33 protein-coding genes and 1 pseudogene are annotated in these 23,822 nt (G+C 28.0%); 33 read left to right on the forward strand and 1 reads right to left on the reverse strand.

The features are described 5' to 3' along the window. The 28 genes and pseudogenes from dxs to BR66_RS25480 all read left to right on the forward strand — a co-directional run bounded on the left by dxs (window position 1) and on the right by BR66_RS25480 (window position 19,042). Window positions 1-1,860, forward strand: coding sequence for a 1-deoxy-D-xylulose-5-phosphate synthase (dxs, locus tag BR66_RS0101435; RefSeq protein WP_026881326.1), 1,860 nt, complete (start codon window positions 1-3; stop codon window positions 1,858-1,860). A gap of 14 nt (window positions 1,861-1,874) precedes the next feature. Beyond that, window positions 1,875-2,684 (forward strand): TlyA family RNA methyltransferase, encoded by an 810-nt coding sequence (locus BR66_RS0101440; RefSeq protein ID WP_026881327.1) that lies wholly within the window; start codon window positions 1,875-1,877, stop codon window positions 2,682-2,684. A gap of 12 nt (window positions 2,685-2,696) precedes the next feature. Further along, window positions 2,697-3,542, forward strand: a complete 846-nt coding sequence (locus BR66_RS0101445; protein WP_026881328.1) for an NAD(+)/NADH kinase — start codon at window positions 2,697-2,699, stop codon at window positions 3,540-3,542. Next, on the forward strand, window positions 3,542-3,994 hold the full coding sequence (locus tag BR66_RS0101450) for an arginine repressor (RefSeq protein WP_026881329.1): 453 nt from the start codon (window positions 3,542-3,544) through the stop codon (window positions 3,992-3,994). The genes BR66_RS0101445 and BR66_RS0101450 overlap by 1 nt, the downstream gene beginning before the upstream one ends. Window positions 3,995-4,008: 14 nt before the next feature. Then, window positions 4,009-5,712, forward strand: coding sequence for a DNA repair protein RecN (gene recN, locus BR66_RS0101455; RefSeq protein WP_026881330.1), 1,704 nt, complete (start codon window positions 4,009-4,011; stop codon window positions 5,710-5,712). A 178-nt stretch (window positions 5,713-5,890) separates the two neighbouring features. Then, window positions 5,891-7,108, forward strand: a complete 1,218-nt coding sequence (spoIVB, locus tag BR66_RS0101460) for a SpoIVB peptidase (protein WP_026881331.1) — start codon at window positions 5,891-5,893, stop codon at window positions 7,106-7,108. 362 nt (window positions 7,109-7,470) lie between these two features. Further along, window positions 7,471-8,282 (forward strand): annotated as a pseudogene (spo0A, locus tag BR66_RS22800) (sporulation transcription factor Spo0A). 157 nt (window positions 8,283-8,439) lie between these two features. Next, complete coding sequence (locus tag BR66_RS26695; protein WP_341350057.1) at window positions 8,440-8,610, forward strand: hypothetical protein; 171 nt, start codon at window positions 8,440-8,442, stop codon at window positions 8,608-8,610. A gap of 286 nt (window positions 8,611-8,896) precedes the next feature. After that, complete coding sequence (locus tag BR66_RS26700) at window positions 8,897-9,445, forward strand: tyrosine-type recombinase/integrase (protein WP_341350058.1); 549 nt, start codon at window positions 8,897-8,899, stop codon at window positions 9,443-9,445. 596 nt (window positions 9,446-10,041) lie between these two features. After that, complete coding sequence (locus BR66_RS24655) at window positions 10,042-10,407, forward strand: helix-turn-helix domain-containing protein (protein WP_051624045.1); 366 nt, start codon at window positions 10,042-10,044, stop codon at window positions 10,405-10,407. A gap of 291 nt (window positions 10,408-10,698) precedes the next feature. Beyond that, window positions 10,699-10,887, forward strand: coding sequence for a DUF3606 domain-containing protein (locus BR66_RS0101480; RefSeq protein ID WP_026881332.1), 189 nt, complete (start codon window positions 10,699-10,701; stop codon window positions 10,885-10,887). Window positions 10,888-11,063: 176 nt separating this feature from the next. Next, the gene (locus tag BR66_RS0101485) at window positions 11,064-11,381 is read left to right on the forward strand and encodes a hypothetical protein (RefSeq protein WP_026881333.1); all 318 of its coding nucleotides are present in this window, start codon (window positions 11,064-11,066) and stop codon (window positions 11,379-11,381) included. A gap of 117 nt (window positions 11,382-11,498) precedes the next feature. Beyond that, on the forward strand, window positions 11,499-11,885 hold the full coding sequence (locus BR66_RS0101490; protein ID WP_026881334.1) for a hypothetical protein: 387 nt from the start codon (window positions 11,499-11,501) through the stop codon (window positions 11,883-11,885). A gap of 35 nt (window positions 11,886-11,920) precedes the next feature. Next, window positions 11,921-12,412 carry a hypothetical protein gene (locus BR66_RS0101495; protein WP_026881335.1) on the forward strand — a complete coding sequence of 164 codons (492 nt, stop codon included), beginning with the start codon at window positions 11,921-11,923 and terminating at the stop codon, window positions 12,410-12,412. Window positions 12,413-12,471: 59 nt separating this feature from the next. Beyond that, window positions 12,472-12,708, forward strand: a complete 237-nt coding sequence (locus BR66_RS0101500; RefSeq protein ID WP_026881336.1) for a hypothetical protein — start codon at window positions 12,472-12,474, stop codon at window positions 12,706-12,708. A gap of 281 nt (window positions 12,709-12,989) precedes the next feature. Next, complete coding sequence (locus tag BR66_RS0101510) at window positions 12,990-13,199, forward strand: hypothetical protein (protein ID WP_026881337.1); 210 nt, start codon at window positions 12,990-12,992, stop codon at window positions 13,197-13,199. A 164-nt stretch (window positions 13,200-13,363) separates the two neighbouring features. After that, on the forward strand, window positions 13,364-13,678 hold the full coding sequence (locus tag BR66_RS0101515) for a hypothetical protein (protein ID WP_026881338.1): 315 nt from the start codon (window positions 13,364-13,366) through the stop codon (window positions 13,676-13,678). 28 nt (window positions 13,679-13,706) lie between these two features. Further along, window positions 13,707-14,210 carry a hypothetical protein gene (locus tag BR66_RS0101520; RefSeq protein WP_026881339.1) on the forward strand — a complete coding sequence of 168 codons (504 nt, stop codon included), beginning with the start codon at window positions 13,707-13,709 and terminating at the stop codon, window positions 14,208-14,210. A gap of 97 nt (window positions 14,211-14,307) precedes the next feature. Continuing rightward, the gene (locus BR66_RS0101525) at window positions 14,308-14,628 is read left to right on the forward strand and encodes a hypothetical protein (protein WP_026881340.1); all 321 of its coding nucleotides are present in this window, start codon (window positions 14,308-14,310) and stop codon (window positions 14,626-14,628) included. An 86-nt stretch (window positions 14,629-14,714) separates the two neighbouring features. Further along, on the forward strand, window positions 14,715-15,296 hold the full coding sequence (locus tag BR66_RS0101530; protein WP_026881341.1) for a hypothetical protein: 582 nt from the start codon (window positions 14,715-14,717) through the stop codon (window positions 15,294-15,296). An 82-nt stretch (window positions 15,297-15,378) separates the two neighbouring features. Further along, window positions 15,379-15,990 carry a hypothetical protein gene (locus BR66_RS0101535; RefSeq protein WP_026881342.1) on the forward strand — a complete coding sequence of 204 codons (612 nt, stop codon included), beginning with the start codon at window positions 15,379-15,381 and terminating at the stop codon, window positions 15,988-15,990. Between the two features lie 32 nt (window positions 15,991-16,022). Then, entirely contained in the window at window positions 16,023-16,409 is a 387-nt protein-coding gene (locus tag BR66_RS0101540; protein ID WP_026881343.1) for a hypothetical protein, read from the forward strand. 73 nt (window positions 16,410-16,482) lie between these two features. Next, window positions 16,483-16,650: a hypothetical protein gene (locus BR66_RS25470; RefSeq protein WP_156946200.1), complete on the forward strand. Its 168-nt coding sequence runs from the start codon at window positions 16,483-16,485 to the stop codon at window positions 16,648-16,650. Between the two features lie 47 nt (window positions 16,651-16,697). Then, window positions 16,698-16,925 (forward strand): hypothetical protein, encoded by a 228-nt coding sequence (locus BR66_RS0101550; protein WP_156946201.1) that lies wholly within the window; start codon window positions 16,698-16,700, stop codon window positions 16,923-16,925. Window positions 16,926-16,929: 4 nt separating this feature from the next. Then, window positions 16,930-17,148, forward strand: a complete 219-nt coding sequence (locus BR66_RS0101555) for a hypothetical protein (RefSeq protein ID WP_026881345.1) — start codon at window positions 16,930-16,932, stop codon at window positions 17,146-17,148. 42 nt (window positions 17,149-17,190) lie between these two features. Next, window positions 17,191-17,343, forward strand: a complete 153-nt coding sequence (locus BR66_RS25475) for a hypothetical protein (RefSeq protein ID WP_156946202.1) — start codon at window positions 17,191-17,193, stop codon at window positions 17,341-17,343. A 251-nt stretch (window positions 17,344-17,594) separates the two neighbouring features. Continuing rightward, on the forward strand, window positions 17,595-18,890 hold the full coding sequence (locus BR66_RS0101565; RefSeq protein WP_026881346.1) for a helix-turn-helix domain-containing protein: 1,296 nt from the start codon (window positions 17,595-17,597) through the stop codon (window positions 18,888-18,890). Beyond that, window positions 18,887-19,042, forward strand: coding sequence for a hypothetical protein (locus BR66_RS25480; protein WP_156946203.1), 156 nt, complete (start codon window positions 18,887-18,889; stop codon window positions 19,040-19,042). The genes BR66_RS0101565 and BR66_RS25480 overlap by 4 nt, the downstream gene beginning before the upstream one ends. A 22-nt stretch (window positions 19,043-19,064) precedes the next feature. Here the strand turns inward: BR66_RS25480 and BR66_RS22815 are convergent, their stop codons facing one another. After that, window positions 19,065-19,316: a hypothetical protein gene (locus tag BR66_RS22815; protein ID WP_035795145.1), complete on the reverse strand. Its 252-nt coding sequence runs from the start codon at window positions 19,314-19,316 to the stop codon at window positions 19,065-19,067. 258 nt (window positions 19,317-19,574) lie between these two features. On the opposite strand from BR66_RS22815, the gene BR66_RS0101580 reads away from it, so the two are divergent. The 5 genes from BR66_RS0101580 to xerD all read left to right on the forward strand — a co-directional run bounded on the left by BR66_RS0101580 (window position 19,575) and on the right by xerD (window position 23,795). After that, complete coding sequence (locus BR66_RS0101580; RefSeq protein WP_026881347.1) at window positions 19,575-19,766, forward strand: hypothetical protein; 192 nt, start codon at window positions 19,575-19,577, stop codon at window positions 19,764-19,766. A 288-nt stretch (window positions 19,767-20,054) separates the two neighbouring features. Next, on the forward strand, window positions 20,055-21,269 hold the full coding sequence (locus BR66_RS0101585) for a C40 family peptidase (RefSeq protein ID WP_026881348.1): 1,215 nt from the start codon (window positions 20,055-20,057) through the stop codon (window positions 21,267-21,269). Window positions 21,270-21,435: 166 nt separating this feature from the next. Further along, window positions 21,436-21,954, forward strand: a complete 519-nt coding sequence (locus BR66_RS0101590; RefSeq protein WP_026881349.1) for an NUDIX hydrolase — start codon at window positions 21,436-21,438, stop codon at window positions 21,952-21,954. Between the two features lie 70 nt (window positions 21,955-22,024). Next, the gene (gene spoIIM / locus BR66_RS0101595) at window positions 22,025-22,651 is read left to right on the forward strand and encodes a stage II sporulation protein M (RefSeq protein WP_026881350.1); all 627 of its coding nucleotides are present in this window, start codon (window positions 22,025-22,027) and stop codon (window positions 22,649-22,651) included. 265 nt (window positions 22,652-22,916) lie between these two features. Further along, complete coding sequence (gene xerD / locus BR66_RS0101605) at window positions 22,917-23,795, forward strand: site-specific tyrosine recombinase XerD (RefSeq protein ID WP_026881352.1); 879 nt, start codon at window positions 22,917-22,919, stop codon at window positions 23,793-23,795. Window positions 23,796-23,822: the final 27 nt, after the last annotated feature.

Here is a 23,822-nt window from a genome sequence, read left to right on the forward strand (position 1 = left end):
ATGACGAATATACTTGATAATTATAAAGGTATTGATGATATAAAAAAAATGAATTTTGAAGAATTAGAAAAGCTTGCAGTAGAAATACGAAGTTTTTTGATCCATACAGTATCAAAAACAGGAGGGCATCTGGCATCTAACTTAGGTGTGGTAGAACTTACCATAAGTCTTTATAAAGCATTTGACTTTAATCAAGATATGCTTGTTTGGGATGTTGGACATCAAGCTTATGTTCATAAGATATTAACTGGGAGAAAAAATGAATTTGATGCTCTTAGAAAATATGGAGGAATAAGTGGGTTCCCTAAACGAGACGAAAGCAAATATGATGTTTTTAATTCGGGACACAGTAGTACCTCAATATCTGCAGGGCTTGGAGTTGCAAGGGCTAGAGATTTGTCAGAAAAAAAATATGAGGTGATTTCTGTAATAGGAGATGGTGCACTAACGGGTGGCATGGCATATGAAGCATTAAATGATCTTGGTTATAGTAAAACTAAAATGATTATAATTTTAAACGATAACCAAATGTCAATATCAAAAAATGTGGGTGGTATGTCAAAATATTTAAATAAAATAAGGCTTGATCCTATTTATAATAAATTTAAAGAAGAAGTAAAGGACAAATTGAATAAGACAAATTTTGGTGCAGGTTTTGCCACATCTTTGCAAAAATTAAAGGATGGAGTAAAACAGTTATTTGTGCCAGGAATGTTGTTTGAAGATATGGGAATAAAGTATTTGGGACCCATAGATGGACATAATATAAAAGAGTTAACGGAAATTATGGAACTTGCCAAAAAGATGAAGGGGCCAATAATAATTCATGCTATAACTAGAAAAGGAAAAGGGTATGAATTTGCTGAAAAAGACCCTAATAAATTCCACGGAATAGGACCCTTTAATAGTGAAAATGGAGAGATATGTCAAACTAAAGAGACAACTTACTCAAAGATTTTTGGAAATCAAATGATAGCACAAGCCAGGAAAAATAAGAATGTTGTTGCAATTACGGCTGCAATGCCAGATGGAACAGGATTATGTGGCTTTGCAAAAGAGTTTCCTAAAAGGTTTTTTGATGTAGGAATAGCAGAACAACATGCAGTAACTCTTGCGGCTGGAATGGCAACTCAAGGAATAAGGCCTGTATTTGCAGTTTACTCTACATTTTTGCAAAGGGCATATGATCAGTTACTTCATGACGTATGTCTGCAAAACCTACCTGTGGTTTTTGCCATAGACAGAGCAGGAATTGTAGGAGAAGACGGAGAAACACATCAAGGCATTTTTGATCTATCATATTTAACACATATACCTAACATTACGGTTATGAGTCCTAAATGTTTAGATGAGTTATCTTATATGCTTAACTGGGCATTAAAGCAAAATGGACCTGTGGCCATAAGATATCCGAGAGGTACAGATAATCCTAATTTACAAATGAGTGGTCTGAAAGAATTTACAAAAGGAAAGTGGGAAGTAATATCTGAGGAAGGTAGTATAGCAATAATTGCAACTGGAAAGATGGTTCAAACGGCTATGCTTGTAAGAGAAAAATTACTCAAGGCTGGTATTAAAACTACAGTAATTAACGCAGAATTCATCAAGCCAATTGATAAGGCTTTAATAAAAAAATTAGTTATAAATAATTATAAAATTGTTACTGTAGAGGATAATCTTCTTCATGGAGGCTTAGGCTCTTGTATATTGGAGTATGTAAACACTCTTAGTGAAGATGCAAAGATTTTATCACTTGGATATAATGACAAGTTTGTAACACATGGCAGCGTAGATACGCTATACAAGCTACATGGACTTGATGTTGATGGCATTTACTATAGTATTTTAAAATTAATTTAATTAAGGAGTTAAGTATGGCTGAAACAAAAGAGAGATTAGATGTTCTATTAGTTAAAAAGGGTTTTTTTGAATCAAGGGAAAAGGCAAAAGCTAGCATAATGGCAGGAGAAATATTTATTGATGATGTAAGGTTCGATAAGTGTGGTGAAAACGTAAAAGAGAATTCTAATATAATTTTTAAAGGTGAAAAAATGCCATATGTTAGTCGTGGCGGCTATAAGCTTGCTAAAGCAATGGCAGCATTTAATATTGAACTTAAAAACAAAGTGTGTTTTGACATAGGCGCATCAACAGGTGGATTTACAGATTGTATGCTTCAAAATGGTGCGACTAAGGTGTTTGCTATTGATGTTGGTTATGGTCAATTTGCTTGGAAGCTTAGAGTGGATCCAAGAGTTGTATGTATGGAGCGAAGAAATATTAGATATGTAAAACCTGAAGAGATAGGGGAGCAAGGTGATTTTGCCAGTATAGATGTTTCATTTATATCACTTAGAACAGTTATTCCAGCAGTACTCCAGTTATTAACAGAGGAAGGTGAAATAGTGGCATTAATAAAGCCACAGTTTGAAGCTGGCAGAGAGAATGTTGGCAAAAAGGGTGTAGTAAAAGATCCTAAAGTGCATGCAGAAGTTATAGGCGTAATAGTAGATTTTTTAATCTTGAAAAATTTAAACATAATAGATATTGATTATTCACCAATAAAAGGACCTGAGGGGAATATTGAGTATCTAGTATATTTCAGTAAAAATACCAGAGAAAATGTGTTCTCAAAAGAAAGAATTAATCAAGTAGTTAATAAAGCACATGGTAATTTAGATTAGGAGAATATTTTTATGAAAAATATAGGTATTAATATAAATAGTACTAAAGATAAAAAATTAACTAAAAAAGTAAGTGGATTTATAACAGAAAATATAAAAAAACTTAATGTTAAAATATACAATGATCTTTTGGACTTTACAGATGAAGAGGCAAAAAAAACGGAAATGATGATATCTCTTGGTGGAGATGGTACAATTTTGAGCACTTCAAAAATTATTTCAAAATATGGTATACCTATTTTAGGAATTAATTTAGGTCATCTTGGTTTTTTAACTAGTGCTGAAATATCAGAACTTGGAGATTGCATGGATAAATTGGTACGTGGGAAATTTTATATAGAAGATAGAACCATGCTAGAATGCAGGGTAGAATATGAAAATCAAATTAAATCCTATTATTCTTTAAATGAAGTTGTTATATCTAAAAAAACTTTGGCAAGAATATTAGAATATAGTATATATATTGATGATAAATTTTACACAAATATCACTGCAGATGGTATAATTATCTCAACTCCAACTGGGTCAACAGCTTATTCATTATCAGCAGGTGGTCCTATAGTTTATCCAACAATGAATTTGATGCAAATTACCCCTATTTGTCCTTTATCTATTGGAATAAGAACAATGATATTGCCAAGTAGTAGTAATATAAAGGTAAATTTAAAGGAGAAACACGAAACAGCATATTTGACATTAGATGGACAGAATTCCTTTGAAATTAATAATTTACATAATATAATTATAAAAGAAGCTCCATTTAAGTGTAAACTAGTAAGAATTCAAGGATACGATTATTTTAAAGTTCTAAGGAAAAAGATAATATCTAGGACGAAAGAGTGTGAGGATGAAAATTAATGAAAATATCTAGACATGCCAAAATATTAGAAATAATAAACTCTAAGAATATAGAAACACAGGAAGAATTGGCAGAAGAACTAAGAAAGCAAAATATGGTAGTTACTCAAGCCACTGTTTCTAGAGATATCAAAGAACTAAAGTTAATAAAGGTTTCTGCAGATGATGGAAACTATAAATATGCATCAATATCTCCAACAGAAAATTTTTTATCAAATAAATTAGTTACGGTATATACCCAAACTGTTTTAAGTGTAGAAAATATTCAAAACTTTATAGTAGTAAAAACTATATCAGGATCAGGATCAGGCGCAGCAGAGGCAATTGATTCATTTAAATTTGATGGAATAGCGGGAACTGTTGCCGGAGACAATACCATTTTTATGCTAATGAGAAGTGAGGAAAAAGCCATAGAAATAGTTCAAAAATTAAAAAAATTGCTAAATGAATAGGAGGGTTCATCATCATGCTCCTTCAATTAAATATAAGTAATTTTGCATTAATCGAAAAATTAAGTATTTCTTTTGAAAATGGATTTAATATTTTATCTGGTGAGACTGGGGCAGGTAAATCTATATTAATAGACGCCATAAATTACGTGCTCGGTGTTAAATTTACTAAAAATTCTATAAGAACAGGGGAAAAGAAGACCTTTGTGGAAGCTGTGTTTACAATTGAAAACGACAAAACAAAAAATGCATTAGAAAATCTTGAAATAGAGTTTGATGATATTGTAATAATAAGTAGAGAAGCTTTTAAGTCTGGGAAAAACATAGCTAAGATAAATGGAAAAACTGTAATATTAAATCAAATAAAAGAAGTAAGCGAAACACTGATGGATATTCACGGACAGCATGAAAATCAAAATTTAATGAATGCAGAAAAACATATTACATATGTTGATAATTATGGGTATGAAGCTTTAAAAAAAATAAAAATTGAATACAAAATGTATTATAATGAATACAAAGAAATTAAATCTAAAATCAATGAGCTAAAAGATAAAACAGGTAAGGATGATAAAATTCTGGATTTTTTGAAATACCAAATTAATGAGATTAATGAGGCGAAATTAAATCCAGGCGAAGATGAAACCCTTGAAGAGAAATATTCCATTATATCTAATAGTGAATCCATAAAAAAAATATTATCCAATTCTTATGAAAAACTTTACAATGGAACAGAAAATGTGGATTCCATATTTGATGGCATTGGTATAGTTATAAAAGATTTGGGAACCATAGAGCTTAATTCAAAAGAAATAAAAAATATTAAAGACTCACTTGAGGAAATTTATTATAATTTGGAACAAAATATATCAGAAATAAGAAACATAAAAGATAATATAGATTTTGACGATAAAGAACTTGAATATATAAACAATAGAATATATGTAATAGACAATTTAAAAAAGAAATATGGAAAAACTATAGAAGATATAATAAATTATAAAGAGAAGATTGTTAACGAATATGATGAATTAACACATTGTTCAGAAATTATAGAAAATCTAGAAGAAAAAAGAAAAAAATCTTATGAAAAAGTAATTTTTCATGCAAAACAGATTAATGGAATAAGAGAAAAAATAGGGAAATCTTTAGAACATAAAGTTTTGAATGAGTTAAAATACATCGGACTAGAAAAAAGTATTTTTAAAGTAAATATAGCTTTTTCAGAAGAGTATATAAATGAGAATGGTGCTGATAAAGTACAATTTTATATAACTACAAACCCAGGGGAACCGTTAAATCCATTGGAAAAAATAGTTTCTGGTGGTGAATTGTCAAGAATAATGTTAGCATTAAAAACTGTTTTTGTAGATAAAGATAAAATACCTTCTGTTATATTTGATGAGATTGATACTGGTATAAGTGGAAGGGTAGCACAAAGTGTAGCTGAAAAATTGTATAATATATCCAGCAAACATCAAGTATTTTGCGTAACACATCTAGCACAAATTGCGTGTATGTCAGACATACATTATTTAGTAGAAAAAAAAGTTCAAAATAATAAAACCTATACATATGTTAGTAGACTTTCATTAGAAGAGAAAGAAGAGTCTATAGCTAGGATGATTGGTGGAAGTGAACTCACAAAATTAACCTTAGAAAATGCAAAAGAAATGATAAGTCTTGCAAACCAAAAAAAGAAAATTTTACGAAAAATTTGATTATAAAAATAATATAAATATGAAAAGAGGACATAATATAGTTATGACCTCTTATTTTTTATTATACTATAAACATTAAAGCAAACAATTAACTTTAAATACATTTTTACAATAGCATAATAAAATTTCATAAGGGAAAGTTAGAATCATAATCTTAGGTACACAGGAGGTCAAAAGTATGAAAAATAAAAGGCTCAATAAACTATACTATATTTTTACTCCGATTTTTATTCTGACTCTAGCTACCTTTATGAACTTAAGAAAAACATCTGAATATATATATTTGAACAATCCTTCTAATATTGAATATAACTCTACGTTAAAGCTAGAAAATGAAAGCAAAACAACTTTAAATCAAAATTATGGTAAAAAAAATAATTATGAAGATAAACAAGCAAATTACAAATTATTTGGCAATTTGACTGTTAAAAATTCTAATGAAAAAATTTTACCTAAAATTAAGGTATATCCAGGAGGTCAGCCTGTTGGAATTAAGTTAAAGACTAATGGAGTTTTAGTTGTTGGATTATCAGATATTCAATCAGAAAATGGTAATAAAATGAATCCTGCAGTGGAGGGAGGAATACAAATAGGAGATAGCATAATAAAAATAAATAATGAACCTATTAGTGATTCTAAAAGCTTAATTGATATGGTAAATAAAAACATGAAACTAAGTATAACAATTTCAAGAAATGGCAAGGATTATGTTAAAACTGTAATACCATCTAAATGTAATACTGATGGAACCTACAAATTAGGAATTTGGGTAAGAGATTCTACGGCTGGTGTGGGAACACTTACATTTTATGATAAGGAAACAGGAAAATTTGCGGCACTAGGGCATCCAATAACTGATATTGATACTGGTACTCTTTTAAAAGTTAAGGATGGTAATATAATAAATTCTAAAATAATTTCAATTAAGAAAGGAGTAAAAGGGACTCCTGGTGAAGTAAGAGGAATGTTTATTGATGAAGAAAATTCTATTGGTAATATTAAAAATAATACAATTTGTGGCATTTACGGCAATGAATTTAAAATGCAGAATAATGATGAAATTAAACCCATGGAAGTTGGATTTAGGAGTGAAATAAAAGAAGGAGATGCGAAAATACTTACTACAATAAACCAAGAAAAACCAAAATACTATAGCATTAAAATTGAAAAACTTCTTGTTCAGGATTCACCGGGACCTAAAAGTATGGTAATAAAAATAACTGATCCAGAGCTTTTAAAAAAGACAGGTGGTATAGTTCAAGGCATGAGTGGAAGTCCTATTATACAAAATAATAAAATTGTTGGTGCAGTTACTCACGTTTTAATAAATAGTCCTGATACTGGATATGGCATATATGCTGAATGGATGATAAAAGAATTAGGGTTAATATCGTAAATCTACAAAAAAGAGACCTTTTGTATAAATTGGCTTCTTTTTTATTGCCTTATTTGATACAATTGTATGATTTAACTATAGATAAAAATATTGTTCAGTAAAATACGTTGATTTTTGATACTATAAGTAATAAAATTAAATAGTAAGACTAAGTTTTGTTATTGAAAGATTTTAATGTATAAAAAGTTATTATGAGTTAACAAATACATAAAATACTATATTATATAATCGATATATTTCATTATTAAAAAAAAATAGTGAAATTCTAAAATATATTAAATAATATAGAAGGATTAATTATTGATTTGTCGAATACAATATTTGTAAGGATATGGTAATTAAAAGTAGAGAGGAGAATAAAAATGGAATATTCAAAAATTAATGTGCTGATTGCAGATGATAACAAAGAATTCTGCAATATTTTAAATGATTATTTATTAAACCAAAGTGATATTGTTGTAGTTGGAATAGCTAAAGATGGAATCGAGGCCTTGAAACTAATTGAGGAGAAAAAACCAGATTTAGTTATACTTGATATAATAATGCCTCATCTTGATGGTTTAGGAGTATTGGAAAGATTAAATAATATGAATATTGACCCTATACCCAATGTAATTGTTTTATCTGCTGTAGGACAGGATAAAATAACTCAGAGGGCAATTACATTGGGAGCCGACTATTACGTGGTTAAACCATTTGATATGGACGTATTTACAAACGAATAAGGCAGATGTTTAATAATACAATCTCAAATGTAAATAGTAGAAGGTTAGGTACATTTCAAGAAGAGAGAGAAGACGGTGCTACTAAATCTGAACCACTAGATTTACAAACAGAAATTACGGGGATAATTCATGAAATTGGTGTTCCAGCGCATATTAAAGGATATATGTACTTAAGGGAAGCAATAAGTATGGTAGTAAACAACATAGAATTATTATCTGCGGTTACAAAAGAATTATACCCTTCAATTGCTAAAAAATATAACACTACTGCCAGTCGAGTTGAAAGGGCTATAAGACACGCTATAGAAGTAGCTTGGTCAAGAGGTCAAGTTGACACAATAAACAAACTATTTGGTTATACAATTCACAACGGCAAAGGAAAGCCAACAAATTCAGAGTTCATAGCAATGATCGCTGATAAGCTTAGACTTAAAAATAAAGTTAGCTAGCCTGTATGGAATTAATTAATATCAATCTTTACGTGAGTTTGGAAATAGATGAGTTATATTAGTATAGCGATAAACTCATTTTCATAGCAACTAATATTTATTTATGACAACTGTAAACCTCTAATATTCATTGATGTGGATATTGGAGGTTTTTGTTATGTTGAGAAATGGAAGAAAATTTAATCTAGATTATGAAATTGATGACTTTATGTTCTATTGTCAGCAAAAAGATTTAAGGATTAAGACTATTGAATCGTACGAAACTTGTCTAAGACTATTTGCAAGATACATGAAAGATGAGTATGGATTGAAAAAGTTGATATCATAAAGGAATTGCATATTAGGGCTTATATTACGTATACAAAAGAGAGGGGTAAATATGCTTTTGTGGCAGATAAAAATTCACGGAACATATATTATTTCCAAAATAGAAGTGATTATAAGTCAAAGGTATGAATTACAACAGTAAATAACTATATACGTAACTTAAAAGTATTTTTTAATTATATGGAAAATGAGCGTAGCCTAAAAGCAAATCCTGTAAAAAAATAACGCAATTTAAGAATTTCAGAAAACCCAAAGAAGCATTATCTGACCATGAATTTAAAAGATTGTTGCAAAATATAGATACAACTAAATTTCATGAGTATAGAGATTACATTTGTACTCAATTAATTTACGATAAGGGCATGAGACTTAATGAATGCTTGCTAATAACAATGGAAAATCTCGATTTGGACACAAGAACAATTTTAATACCACAAGAAGATGCAAAAGGAAGAAAGGATAGATATGTTTTTTATTCTCAAAATATGAATAATCAATTAAAAAGATGGATTTCATATAAGGATAAATATGTAGAATGTGATTTGTTATTTTGTACTAAGCATTGTACAAGACTTGGAGTGTCAAATTTCGAACGTAATTTTAGAATTTATTGCGAAAGGGTAGGCTTAAAGAATATAACTGCTCATGGACTAAGAAACAACTTCGCAAGAAATTTTCTTAAGGAAAATGGATCTATTTATACATTAAGTAAGATATTGGGACATAGCTCGGTTACTGTCACAGAACAGGCTTATGCAGATTTAACTACTGATGATATTAGAAAAAGCTATCAAAAATATAGCCCGATTGAGAGAATTAAAGGGGGTAGAGAATGATGTATTAATTATATGATGTAGAAAAAAGAAATAAAAATTAAAGTATAAGTCACTAAATAGAAATCTATCATAACGATGGGTTTCTATTTTTTATATGGTAATGAGTAAAGAGTTTGACTTATATATGATGCTCTTACATGCTAATACAGAATGATTAGGACGGAAAAGGTACAATTGCATTACTGAAATTTATATAAGCACATAAAAAGAGCACACCATTTGCAGATAGTGTGTTCTTAAAAAAGATTGGAGAAAATGTAAACTATAATAAATCAAAATTGTCAAGGTATTAATAATGGGGAATAGCAGATAGTTCATTGCGTGAATTATGTATAGCCTTTAGATGTCGGTATAATAAATAGCAATGTAACATAAGCCATATATTCCAAAATATAATGGCCTGTGTAAATAAATTGGAGTATAGTAATATTATTACCTAACTTTTAATTAATATACATGATGCAATCTGATCACAACATACACCTCGAGGTTCTAAACAGCCTCATATACATAGATAAGTCAATTCAAAATACATTATAATTTGATTATTGATACTATTATCATTTGAATTATGAGAAAGTACAAGGTGGTAAATTATGAAATTGAAGAATGGAGAAAATCAATTTAGCCTTTGCGATAATCGTAAACCCTTAACTCAAGATGAGTTAGCAAAAGATAAAAATCAATGCCGTAGGAATTTTTCGAATACATATTCATATAATGGTCATAACACAAAGTTAAGTGAGGAAGATGTTTTGTCTATAAGAGAGATGCTTAAAAAAGGCATTCAGCAATGCTACATTGCTGAAGAATATGATATAAGTGACACTTTAGTAAGCAATATAAAAAATAAACATAGATGGGAAAGTTTTAATATTCAATACATAAACAGCTGTAGTTTAATTACATATTATACACACACATTAATTTTAATGGGTGTTGCTGTTTTGGCAATGCATTAACTATATGAGAAGATATTTATAATACATATACACCAGCAAGAATGCTAATTTGACTTTCAAAAATTTATAAAAATAAATAGCTAAAAAATCTTAATCATGTGATTTTGTCATGGGTTTCTGGCAATTATTCGATAGTATAAAATTATCAAATAAACTTTTAATATAAAAACGTTATCAATGATTATTGGGTGATAATTACTGTTTACAAAATATGATTTATTTTTTATAATATAATTATATTGATAATAGTTATTATACATAAAATATTTTTATAAAAAGGAATGATTTATTATGTTATTATTTAGGAAGAAAACTTATGATAAAGCGTCATCTAATTATATTAAAATAGATATATTCGATGGGGAAGAGCTAAAGTTTTGGTGTAAAAAATTTAATTGTACGGAAGATGAATTAATATACGTAGTTAATAGAGTTGGTATTTCAGCTAATAAAGTGGAAGAATACTTTATAGAAAATTAAATTGCATAGTGAATTCAGCAGAAAAAATAATTGGATAGTATGTATTCTAAAAGAGCCAGAAATGGCTCTTTTATTTTGTTGGGAAATAAATTTGTCTTGCGATAAATAGAGGAAATCACATTTTAAATATAGAAGTATATGTATGCAATAAAATACATTTACGGGAGTGTTTGGCTATGGAATGGAAAAATAATATTGTCAACATAATAAAAAATAGAACAAGAGTTAAAAGTATGATTCATGAAACTATAAAAAGTAAGTACAAGGAATTAGAAAAAGCGTGTAATGCAGATAGTGAACTGAAATCTATAAGTGAAATTAGAATCATCAAATATGATACAATCAGAATTGATGTAGATGACATAGTAATAAGCAGTGATGATGTAACTAAATTTTTAATTGAAAAAGGATTTACTTGGAATTCAATTACACAAATTGAAATTAATGAAGCATTAGAAAGTATTATATATACTAGAATTATGGAGACACTTTAACGATTAAAGGGGATTTATTTATATGCTCTTTTATTTGTAACCAATAAAGGGTTATTCGCTCGAAACATAGAAGTATATATATGTAATAAAATATATTTCTAGGGAGTGTTGAACTTTATGGATAATGAAACCAAGAATATAATAGAAAAATACAAATATGATCAACATACAAGAAAGTATTCAAATAAATATTTTTTTCATGAACATAAATATCATAGAGAAGTAAATACGAATAATGATGTAGAAAGAGCATTTAATGATATTAATAACAGTATTAAGTATTTTGAAGAATCTTCTTTTAAATTAGAAGACGAGAATATTGAAGCTTTAGAAAAAGCGTTAGGTAAATATGAAATAGCAATACATAAAGTAATTCAGTGTTTTGATGATTCAGATTGCGAGTTTCAATATTCATCTGATGAATTGATGAAGTTAATAAATAATTGGGATGAATTCGAAAAAAAAATAGATAAAATAGACGAAAAGAAACTTTACCAAGATTAGAACAAAGAATATGAATGTAAAGGGGTGTTGAGCGTATGAATATAAAAGAACGATATGATGATGAAATCGAAAGAATGAAATTAAACAATGAAAAGAATGACCTTATAGAAATATTAAAACAAGGGATAAATTCAGATAAACTATATAATGCACTAAGATCTATATACTTAATTGCTTTTAATTCCAAACCTATAAATAATGGTGATAACAATAAAGTTCAAGTTGTACATCAATTTAGTGATATGGATAATGCAGTAGTAAAGATAAAAGAACTTATATTGGAATATGATAGAAACAATTTTATAACAGGTGAAACTACTAATAGAATTGAAAGTTGTCTGAATCTGCTTAAAAAATATTATACATTAAGTGCCACAAATGAAGAAATAAATTCAAAATCTGGAATGGTCAAAAATGAAAATTATAATAATCAAATATGCGGTGTTATAGGAACATATTATAATTTTAATGATATACCAAATGACTCGTGGGTAGATATAAAAAAGTATATTATGGAAAGAATATAAATTGGTGTTTTTTGTTACACTTAAAGGCATACAATATTTATAAGAAGGTGCTATTTTATATGGACAAACTTGAAAATATTATTAAAATGACAGAAGAAGAACTAATTGAAAGACATGATAAAGAAACAAAAGGATTTTCAATTAGTGGAGATTTTTATCTAAAAGAATATTATCGTAGGCAGCAAGAAAAATCTGATAGTAAAATGATGAAATATACTAAATGGATGACGATAATGGCTTTTATAGTTATGATAGCTACAATTGTTAATGTTGTCGTATTTATTTATAGAAAATAGGTATAAATTTTTACTGGCATATATAGTTTCGATTTGGCAAAAGAAGGACAATCTCTTTCAGGTGCAGAAATACATATAAGAGGGAAGTGCAATTTATGATAAGCAAAAAATTTATTGAATATTATGCTATAGAAATGAACGCTATAGGCGACCAAATCATTAAAATTACAAAAATATCAGCATGAATAAGGGAAACTCCTTATGAAAGAGGTAAAGGTAGTATTGAAAATGGCTATAAAGCTGTAAGTGAATTAAGGAAACTAAAGTTAACAATACTACTAATGGATGTTGTAGTTGAAGTTCAAGAAGATCATGAGAAATTAATAAACGAAATGCAAATGTATATTGATGGTACGGAAATAATGTTTAAAGCCGTGGACAATGATAATATAGATAAAGAAATGTTACACAAAGGATGCTCGTTTCAAGAGAAAGCTACAATATTAATTCCAAAAACAATTGAGCGAATTTGTAAAATATTTGGGATATAAAAGAGAAAAACAATATATGAAGTTATAAAGTTGAAAGAACTCTTAGCGGGTTCTTTTTTATTGTTAATAGTGATAATAAATAATATTATAAGTAAATAAAGGATAATACACTCGAAATATAGAAATATATATGTAATAAAATATATTTATAGGAGTGTTGTAATATGGTTGACATTTACAAATTTACATTAATTAATACCGACTCTAGTTTAAATTTGAAAAATATTAAAGATGAAATCGATGGAGTTTTAGAAGATATGATAGCTGGTAAAAATAAAAAGAAACCAGTATTCAAGGATGTTATTGATTTAACAATAATTGATTTACAGAAAAGTTTTGTAAAAATTGAAGCTAAAACAATATCTGGAGATACCACTTGGAGAAGAAATTTTGGACAAAAGTTGAAGAAGAAGGTATCACAAAATTATCTTAGTTCAGATGATGAACATAGAATGTTTAAACCACGCATTGAAAACTAAAATAATTAGTAAGAGGTAAAATAATATTATGTGTAACTTGGGATTTAAAAAGATAACAGCAGATAACTGGAGAGAAAAGGATGAAATCAATTCATATTTTAAAACTATTTATGAAAATGGAAAATCTGCCGATATCGATATGAATAAGAAAGTTGATGCTATACTTGAACCCAAATTAAATGAAAAAGTACCATTAGAAGTAAAACAATTATTTGAGGTTGCGAGAGGTGCTATTATTTATGGATATTTCTTTTATCCATTGTATGCATTAGGAATGGAACAACTATTCAGAGTTAGGGAGTCAGCTGTACATTTCAAATGCAGTGAAATAGGTGAAATAGGTAAAAACTTTCATAGAAACATAGATATATTAAATGCTTATAATATAATAGAGGATAAAGAACTTTGGCATAGTATTAGAGAAATAAGAAATGAATTTTCACATGCCAATATGCAAGAAATTATACCACTAAATGTCGCTATTCAAGAAATAAATAGTTGCGTCAAAGATATAAATTCATTATTTATATAAGAGTCAGAAATAACTTTTTTATTTTGTAACAAATAAAGGATATTGAACTAAAATTGTAGAATAAGGTTATAAGATACAATTTTAGGGAGATGAGATTATGGAGTGGAAATTTGTAAATAAAAGAAAAGAATCATATGCTTCCAAGAGTGGTGAATACAAGTTAAATGATATAGTTGAAATAAAAGAGAATGATGGTCAAGTATATTATAGAATATATCTTAACAATGCACCTTTTTATGTAAAAGTGCCAGCGGATATTATTTTATTGAGTCAAATAAAAGATATAACTTGGACTAAAGAGCCTAATACAAATGTTGTTAAAAGTAATAGTGATGAAGAAATATATCTTAGCAAAATATTAAATAGATTCAATTACAAAAGTAATTTTTGTGAAGGAACTATTAAAGATCTTCTATAGTTTATAAAAGCACCTATTAATTTAGAGTTCTTTTATTTGACTTATTTTATAAAGTTTATACCGATATTGGGTGTAGAGGTGAGAAAATGGCAAAAGAAAATATAAAAATGATATATAAAAAAGACTACAATAAATATATGAAAATTTTTAGTGAGCATCTTTGTGATATAGATAATTATGCTTATTATAAAGATTTATATAAAGGTATCTATGATACATATGGCGAAAAGATAAAGAATGAAGAACTAGATGTTGATGTGGAAATTGTAAGATTAAAATCTAAACTTGGTAAATTTGATACTTTAACAAAAAATCTAAATATTAGTTTAATTTTCATGGGTATGTCCTTTTTTTTGAATTGTTTGGTATTATCTTATAGCCAAGGTGATTATAGTAATAATCAAAAATCTATATTTAGTATAATATTAGGAGCAACGGGATTATTAGCTATAATTTTAGCTGTACATAAGGGTATGAAGAGAAATGAAGGTTATATATTAGATTTATCCTTACAGGTGATTGAAGATATTGAAAAAGAAATGAAAGAGGATAAATCAAAAAATGATTTGGTATTAAATGAAGTAGCTGCTACTTTAGATACAGAAGACAAACTGGATATTGTATTACAGAATACTAAGCAAATAAAAGAATTTCTAGGAATTAAGTAAACACCTATTAAATTAGGTGTTTTATTTTAGTAAAGTTTCACCTAAATATATCGAATATTGGTATATTGAGGTGATGTAATAATTGAAAGATAAAACAAATAAAGATAAAAGAATGTACAAAATATACTTAGATGTGTATTTAGAAGAATCTAGTGACAATCAATTAAAAGAAAAAGAGGAAAATAATTATAAAGACATCTTTAAGTTGGTAGAATTAATAAGAAAAGAATATATTGAAAAAATCAAAAATGATAAATTGGATATTATAGCGGAGCAAATTAGACTTGAGCATAGTATAGGGAGATACAGTACTCCATTTATTAATGGCTCGACAAGCTTATTTATAGCAATAACAGTTTCAATTACATCTCTTTTTTTTCAAAGCTTGGGTGTTTTTAATAATATAGATATAAAAGGATTACCAACGTATATTTCTGAGCCGTTATCACTTCTTTTAAAGATAATAACTTTCACATTATTAATATCTTATACTGTAAAATTATTAGACGATAATTTTAGTAGAAAAAACAGAAATACATCAGTAATAAATAACGTGAGATTGAAAGTATTAAAAGAATGCATAAAAGATACTAAAAATATTGATGAAGTAGCTGTTACTTTAGATTCAGAAGACGAACTGTATATTGTATTAGAGAATACTAAGCAAATAAAAGAATTTCTGGGAATTAAGTGAGAATATATAAATTTATGATCGGGGTGTTTAGTATGTGTGAAATTAAAAATTATAAGAAAATAGAAAATATATTTGATAAAAACATTGATTTAATGTTGATTAAAATTGACAAAATTACTCTGATAAATAAACTTAAAGATATAGAAAATAAAATTAGACAAATATGTACAGTAAATAAATATAAAGATTTTCAAGTAAATAAATATAGATTAAAATTATCATCTGAAGACAACAACTATTACGTTGCATTTAAAAGTTTTAAATTTCTTATTTATATAAAAATCCCTAATGATTTTGAGAAAATGTATAGGCTAGATGAACTCGTTAGTATTAAATATTCAAAAGAATTATTAGATGCATTATTTGAAATATATAGCAACATAGAAACCATATTTACAGATAATACAGAAATTTATTAGTGTTAGGTTTTTTTTGAACTCCAAAACGTGATACAATAGATTTAAAGAAGGTGTAATATATAATGATTTAGGATTGTTTATAAAAAGTAGACCTAACATCCCAATAGCTGAAAAAAATATTAATATAATAGATGCTGAAGGTATGAATGGAAGTCTCACGGAAGATATAGGAACATATAAATCTATAGAAATTGAGATTGATTTTAGTACAGTGGATGAAACTAATTTTATGAAAAATTAAGATACATAAAAGCATGGCTACAGAACGTGGACAATGATAGGTTGATTTTGAATGATGATAGAGATTTTTTCTATAAAGTTGATTATGTTAAATTAGATGCTTCGATTACTAGAACTTATAAAATACTTGGCAATTTTAAGGCTACATTCGTTTGTAAGCCTTTTTCTTTTGCCTTTGGTGGACCCAATAAATCAATAATTATTACTAGCGGAAATATGATAATGAACAACGGTACTGTAAAAAGCAACACTATAATTAATATCTTATGGTACTAGAGATATGCAACTATATGTAAATAGTAGAGAGATAATTATTAATAATTTAGTAAGTTATATGACTTTAGACAGCGTATTAAAAGAAGCTTACAATGATACATATGCTAATTTGAATAATATAATAAGTGGAGATTATCCCTATTTCCATGTAGGAAAAAATATAATAACTTGGGTTGGCAATATAACAAAAATAGAAATTATACCAAATTGGTGTTACTTATGAAGTAGTGCCTTTTATTTTATACAAAGAAAGGCAGGTTAAACAATGGCACAAGATATAAAAAAATTATATTGGGATATAGATAAAGATTTAATACAAAATATAACTGCACAACAGAATGATGCAAAGAGTAGATACATAAGGTTTCATCTAATATCAAGTTCTCTTGCAATGGATTTAATATCAATCTTTACATGAGTTTGGAAATAAATGCAAATCGTATGAGTAAACCAACTTATACGATTTAAGCCCAACATATATATTTTTTTATTAAAGCCACCTTTATATCAGTAAAATGATATGGAGGTGGCTTTATTTTGTAAAGATAGATGTATTAGCAGCAGTGAGAAAATGTACATATATGTAGTAACTCTTTTTATTGATATTTGTTGATTGTTACTATAACATAGGATATAATATATGTAATAAATGGTATAAGAGGTGCTGGGATGGAATTTCCAACTACAGGTGAAAAAGTTAAAAAGCTAAGACAGCAATTAAGCATTATACAAGAAGATCTAATTTCTGAAAATGTCACTAGAGGTCTTATAAGTATGATTGAGACTGACAGGCGAGATGTAACTTATAAGACTGCTGTAAAATTGGCAGAAAAATTTAGTGAAAAGGCGGAGGAACTTAACATTATTTTAAATATTGATGAAGCTTACTTGATGCGTTCACCAAAAGAAGATGCAGAGGTATACTGCATAAATAAACTCAAAAACGAAGACATAACAAAAAAAGCATTAGATGGAATTTTTAAATTGGCTGAAGAATACAAATTGACAGAAGTTATGGCTAAAGCATATTGCGTACTAGGAGAGGTTAACGTTAAAGAAAAAATGTTTGAAGAAGCTTGCGATAATTATAAAAAAGCCAGAGAAATATATACTAGCATTAATAAAAATGAAAAGTTAGGATATGTTTATTGGAGACTTGGATATTTTAAAGCAGAGGCTCTAAAATATGATGCTGCTATTGAATATTATCAGCTAAGCCAATACTATTGCTCTGAGTATGATGATTTTAACACCAAAAAGGCTTGTTTATATTCTTTGGCAAATAGCTATGAGTACACTAACCAGATAGATTTAGCATTAGATATTATTGAAAGATTTTTATCAATATGCCATGAAGGAGAAGACTATCAATTATATATATTTGCTCAAGGCATAAAGGCTAATTGCTACGATGCTAAGAAGGAATATGATAAGGTTATAAAGATATATCAAGATACTCTTTTAAAAATACCAGATGAAAAAAATCATTCGCTGGGATATATTTACAATAACTTGGGGCTAGCATATTGTCGTATAAATAACTATAAAGAAAGTTTGAAATACTTTGAAATGGCAGAGAATTTTAGAAGAGAATTTGATATTACAAAATTATCACATAGTCTTATAGAAAAATCGGAAGTATTTATTATGAAGAAACAATATAATGATGCAATTGAAACCATAGAAATGGGTATAAAGTATGCACAACAATATAATGACATAGAGTATTTGTTAAATGGGTATAATTTATTGGCAGAAATATACGATAAAATTAATAATAGTGAAAATTTGGAGAGCATTTATCTTAATATTGTTGGCTTATTGAAGAAAACTGAAAATAATGATAGGTTAAAAAACATCTATGAAAAATTGAGCTTAATGTACTCAAAGCAAAATAAGATAAGCCAATGCGAAGAATATTTGTTATTATCAATAAATTTAGGTTGTATGGAGGCTTTAATATGAAAAAAAAACCAATAAAATTATTGACAATCACATTAGGTGGTCTAATGCTAGCACTGACTATAATACTATCTTCAGGAGTAGTAAACCATAGCCAAGCAGTAATTAGTTATCAGCATAGTGTCACTCCGCAAGAGCATATGCCTAATGGTTGAACTTAAATAAAGGTGCAATGAATTATTTATCATTGTATATCCACCAATTAGTTGATGGCATAAATAAAATATAACCGTAAGACTTTTTATGTTTAGTCTTACGGTTATATGAGCCTTTACCCTTACCAGCCTTACTTATATATATACCCCTGCCAATTTCACTAGTAGTAAATTTTCTACATGCAAAAGGGTCTATACTAATAGTGAATGAAATTGTTTTTGATTTATTTTTTGGTTTTGTTGTTGGCTCTGATTTTTTATAATTCTTACTCATGATTTAATTTCTCCTCCTAATTATTTTAAATTATAATAATACAATTATATATTATTATAATTTGAAGTCAATAAAAAGTTTTAAAATTAAAAATGTACGTAATCTTAAAATCTTGAATGAAAATAATAGTAATCTATGCTACAAATGATGAATAAATTGTCTTATTGTTTTGATAAAATGTAGAGTTTTCAAAAATATGATAAAAAAAAGAGGATATTTTATCACACGTATAGAATATAGATTATGAGGTGAAAGTACATGAAAATTAGCGAAAATTGTAAAAATTGTGGAAGCGTTAAACTTAAACACCAAGATCAATCATATTGTGTGTTTAAAGTGAATATGAGCGAAACAATTATAATTAGAGATGAACAGGATAATTGCATTATTTTAGATAAAGATAATGATGAGTACAAATCAGTTTTAGCAGAATTTGTTCTTACTAGATAAAATAGAGTTTAGAGAGATCTGAACCTTTTTTCTTTGTTAAAAATCGTAAAAAAATTGCAGGAAATTTTGAAATAAAAAGGATTTGGATTAATATCCAAATCCTTTTTAACATATATAAAATCAGCAGGTAAAAAAGTAAAAACCAAGATATATAAGGAATTATATTGTTATTTTCACAAGGTTTTAACAAGGTAATGTTTAGTTTATAATAAATAAGTGGTATAATATATTTTAGATTGTAGGTAATGAAAAACTACAATCTAAAAATATAGACAGGGGGAGTGCAGGTTGCATAAAAACATATTAGCTAGCGCTTTGGTAATTGGATTGGTTCTTACGATGAGCTCACAGGTTTTTGGTGATCCTTTAAATGATCAATTAAATTCAGCAAAAAGTCAGTACAATCAAAATCAAAGTAGCCTTAGTGCTGCACAAAAGAAAGCAAGTCAATTAGAGGCTGATATTCAGAAAATAGATGACCAAATTGAAAAAAACATGTCTCAAATTGATACTTTAAATGGTAAAATAGATACTACACAAAAAAATATGGTTGAAACACAAAAAAATATTCAGGATTCCGAAGATAAAATAAAATCTGAAAAAGAACTTTATAATCAAAGAATTAAGGCCATGTACGTGGATGGGGCACAAGGATACATAAATGTTTTGTTTGATTCAAAAAATTTAAGTGATTTTTTATCAAAAACAGAAATAATAGAGAAGGTAACTCAAGCTGATAATGTATTAATAAATGGATTAAGGCAAGAGGAACAGGATCTTCAAAATAAGAAAGACAAGCTATCAGAAGATAAAAAAAATCTTACTGCATTACAGGACGATAGCAATAAAAAACTTGCCGATTCCAATCAAAAGAAGGCTATAGAAGCTCCAATGATTGCGGAGTCTCAAGGAGAAGTAGCACAATATACTACAGCAACTGCAAGTCAAAAAGCAGAGATTGATGCAATAAATAATAAAATAAGTACAGCCAAAACTGTAGCAGAAGCAGCAGCTGCAAAAGCAGCTGTTGTTGCGGCAAATAATGTACAAGCATCTACATCTAATAATAGTAGTGCAAGTGACAAACATTCCTCAGCATCAGTAACACCGGCACAAGTACATAATCCAACACCTCCAGTAGTACATGGAGGAGATATAATAAGTTTTGTAGAAAGTTTTATTGGTGTACCTTATGTTTGGGGAGGAGAGTCTCCTAGCGGATTTGATTGTTCAGGTTTGACCCAGTATGCATATGCACACATTGGTGTTAATATACCTAGGACAAGCGAAGAGCAATTTAATATTGGAACATCAGTAAGCGTATCAAATCTTCAACCTGGAGATTTGCTGTTTTTCGAAAAGGAGTCAGATGGACCGGCACACGTGGGAATGTATGTAGGTAATGGATTAATGATTCAGGCACCTCATACTGGAGCAAATGTATATGTTAGTGCACTTTCCAATATGATGTCTACTTTTTGTGGAGCAAGAAGAGTAAATTAAAATATAGCATAATATAAAAGGACTTTACTAATAAATTTAGTGAAGTTATTTTGTTATATTTGACAATTATAGTACTACAGCTTAAAATTAAATTGAAACTTGGATTTTAGTATATAAGTAGCGCTAGTATGAATATTTATTGTTCATAAGCTAGGAGGGATTTATTATGAATTTTGGAGAAGAAACAGTTAGTAAGAAAAAGATATATGAAGGTAAAGTGATAAATCTATATTTACATAAGGTTAGGCTTCAAGACGGTAACTTAGCGGATAGGGAAGTTATAAATCATCCTGGTGGAGTTGCGATTTTGGCATATAAAGATAGTGAAACAATTTTAATGGTGGAACAATATAGAAAACCCATAGAAAAAGTTTTATTGGAGCTCCCAGCAGGAAAATTAGAAAAAAATGAAGATACTAAAGAGTGTGGTCTTAGAGAATTGGAAGAGGAAACTGGATATAAAGCTAAGTCTTTTGAATATTTAGGTAAAATAGTTTCGTCACCAGGTTTTTGTAATGAGTATATATATTTATATAAAGCTGAAAATCTTTATGATGGTATAATTGGTGGGGATGAAGATGAATTTCTGAATGTTAGAGAAATTAAAATTAATCATGTGAAAGAAATGATAAAAACAGGGCAGATAATTGATGCAAAAACTATTAGTTGCTTTATGTATTTATAATTTGTAATAATGCTCTCTTATTAATCATAAACTTTTATAAACATTGATTAACTAGGGAGGAATGGTAGAAATGAAATTTGAAGTATTCAAAAACTCTACGATTAGGCATTTTCACAATAATTTATGGTTATATGTTCTCAGTTCAGTTTGTATGTGTACAGGCGTAGTGCTAGGGGTTTATACTGTAAAGTATATGAGTAGTTTTGAAAGAAACGATCTTTTAGGTTATTTAACTTCTTTTGCAAAAAACGATGGTTTAAAAAGTATTAACTATAATCAAGTGTTATTAGAGTCAATAAAAAATAATATACCGCTTATAGCTATAGTTTGGTTTTTAGGACTAACTATGATTGGTATACCTATAATTTTAGTTATTGATGCACTCAAAGGTTTTACTGTAGGGTTTACTGTTACTTTTTTTGTAAATGGTCTAGGAATTAAAGGTGTATGGATGGCCCTGCTTTCTATAATTCCACAAAATATTATTTATATTCCTTGTATTATGATTACCTCAGTTTTGGCCATGGAATTTTCATTTATGCTAATTAGGGATAATGTAAAAAAGAACTGGACTAAAAATGTATCGTCAAAAATATTTTCATATACTCTTGTATTTGTGATGCTAAGCGTTTTAATGTTTACAGGATTTTTCTTTGAAACTTATCTCACACCTAGCATAATTAGAGCAATGTCATAGGAGGTTCAAAATAAGTTTTGATTAAAAACACTGATACATATAAGGTTTTATTATTGTTTATAAAGTGTGTTTTAATTCTTGTTTTTTGGGGGCTTATATTTCCAAGATTAATTGATTACGCTATTGATATTTCTATTGGCAAATCAAGATTTCATAACAATAGTATTTTAGTATATAATATATATAGCAGTAACAAACATATTATTTATAATTTCATTTATTTATTTAAATTGACAATCTGTCAATAGATAGCTAGGAGAGTTTTATGGATGGTTTATTGGAAAATTATTTTAAGGACATTAAGAAGAAAAAATTAAGTAAAAATACATTGGATGCTTACGAAAGAGACATGGAGAGATTTGAAAAATTCGTAAAGGAAAGGAACGAGAACATTGAAGAAATAGATTCAGTGACCATGATGTCATATGCACAACAAATGATAAAAAATGGTAAAGCTAATTCTTCAATTACACGGAATATTGTTTCTATCCGCAATTTTTATAAATATTTAGTGAATTCAGGAAGGATTGATAGAAATCCAGTTGAAAATTATCAATTACCTAAAGTGAAAAGAAGTTTACCAACTATTTTAAAAATAGACGAGGTTGATCAATTACTAGATATGCCAGATGTTGCAACAAATAAAGGAATACGAGACAAATCAATGCTAGAATTAATGTATGCAACAGGTATGAAAGTAACAGAGCTTATGAGTATAGTCATTTACGATGTGGATTTAAAGCTTTCTTACATAAAATGTAAGGGCATGAAGGATAAAGAAAGAATTATACCCTTTGGTTCTTACGCATTAAAGTGGATAAATGAGTATCTAAAAATTAGATCTGAAATTAATGTGAATAACCTAGATTATTTATATGTAAATCTTCAAGGAGATAAAATGACAAGACAAGGATTTTGGAAAATCGTAAAAAAGTATGCAGAAGAATCTAATATAAATAAAACAATTAATTCATATACCTTAAGGCATTCTTTTGCTGTGCATCTTTTGCAAAATGGAGCGGATATTAAAACAATTCAGGAACTACTAGGGCATACGAATTTAACAACTACCCAAATTTATGCAGGTATATCTAAAAAAAGTAAAGTGGCTGAGATTTATAAAAAGTACCATCCTAGGGCATAAGTAATGGTAAAAGTTTAATTAGATATG

Source organism: Clostridium akagii DSM 12554 (assembly GCF_000686725.1).
Taxonomy (GTDB): Bacteria; Bacillota; Clostridia; order Clostridiales; family Clostridiaceae; genus Clostridium_I; species Clostridium_I akagii.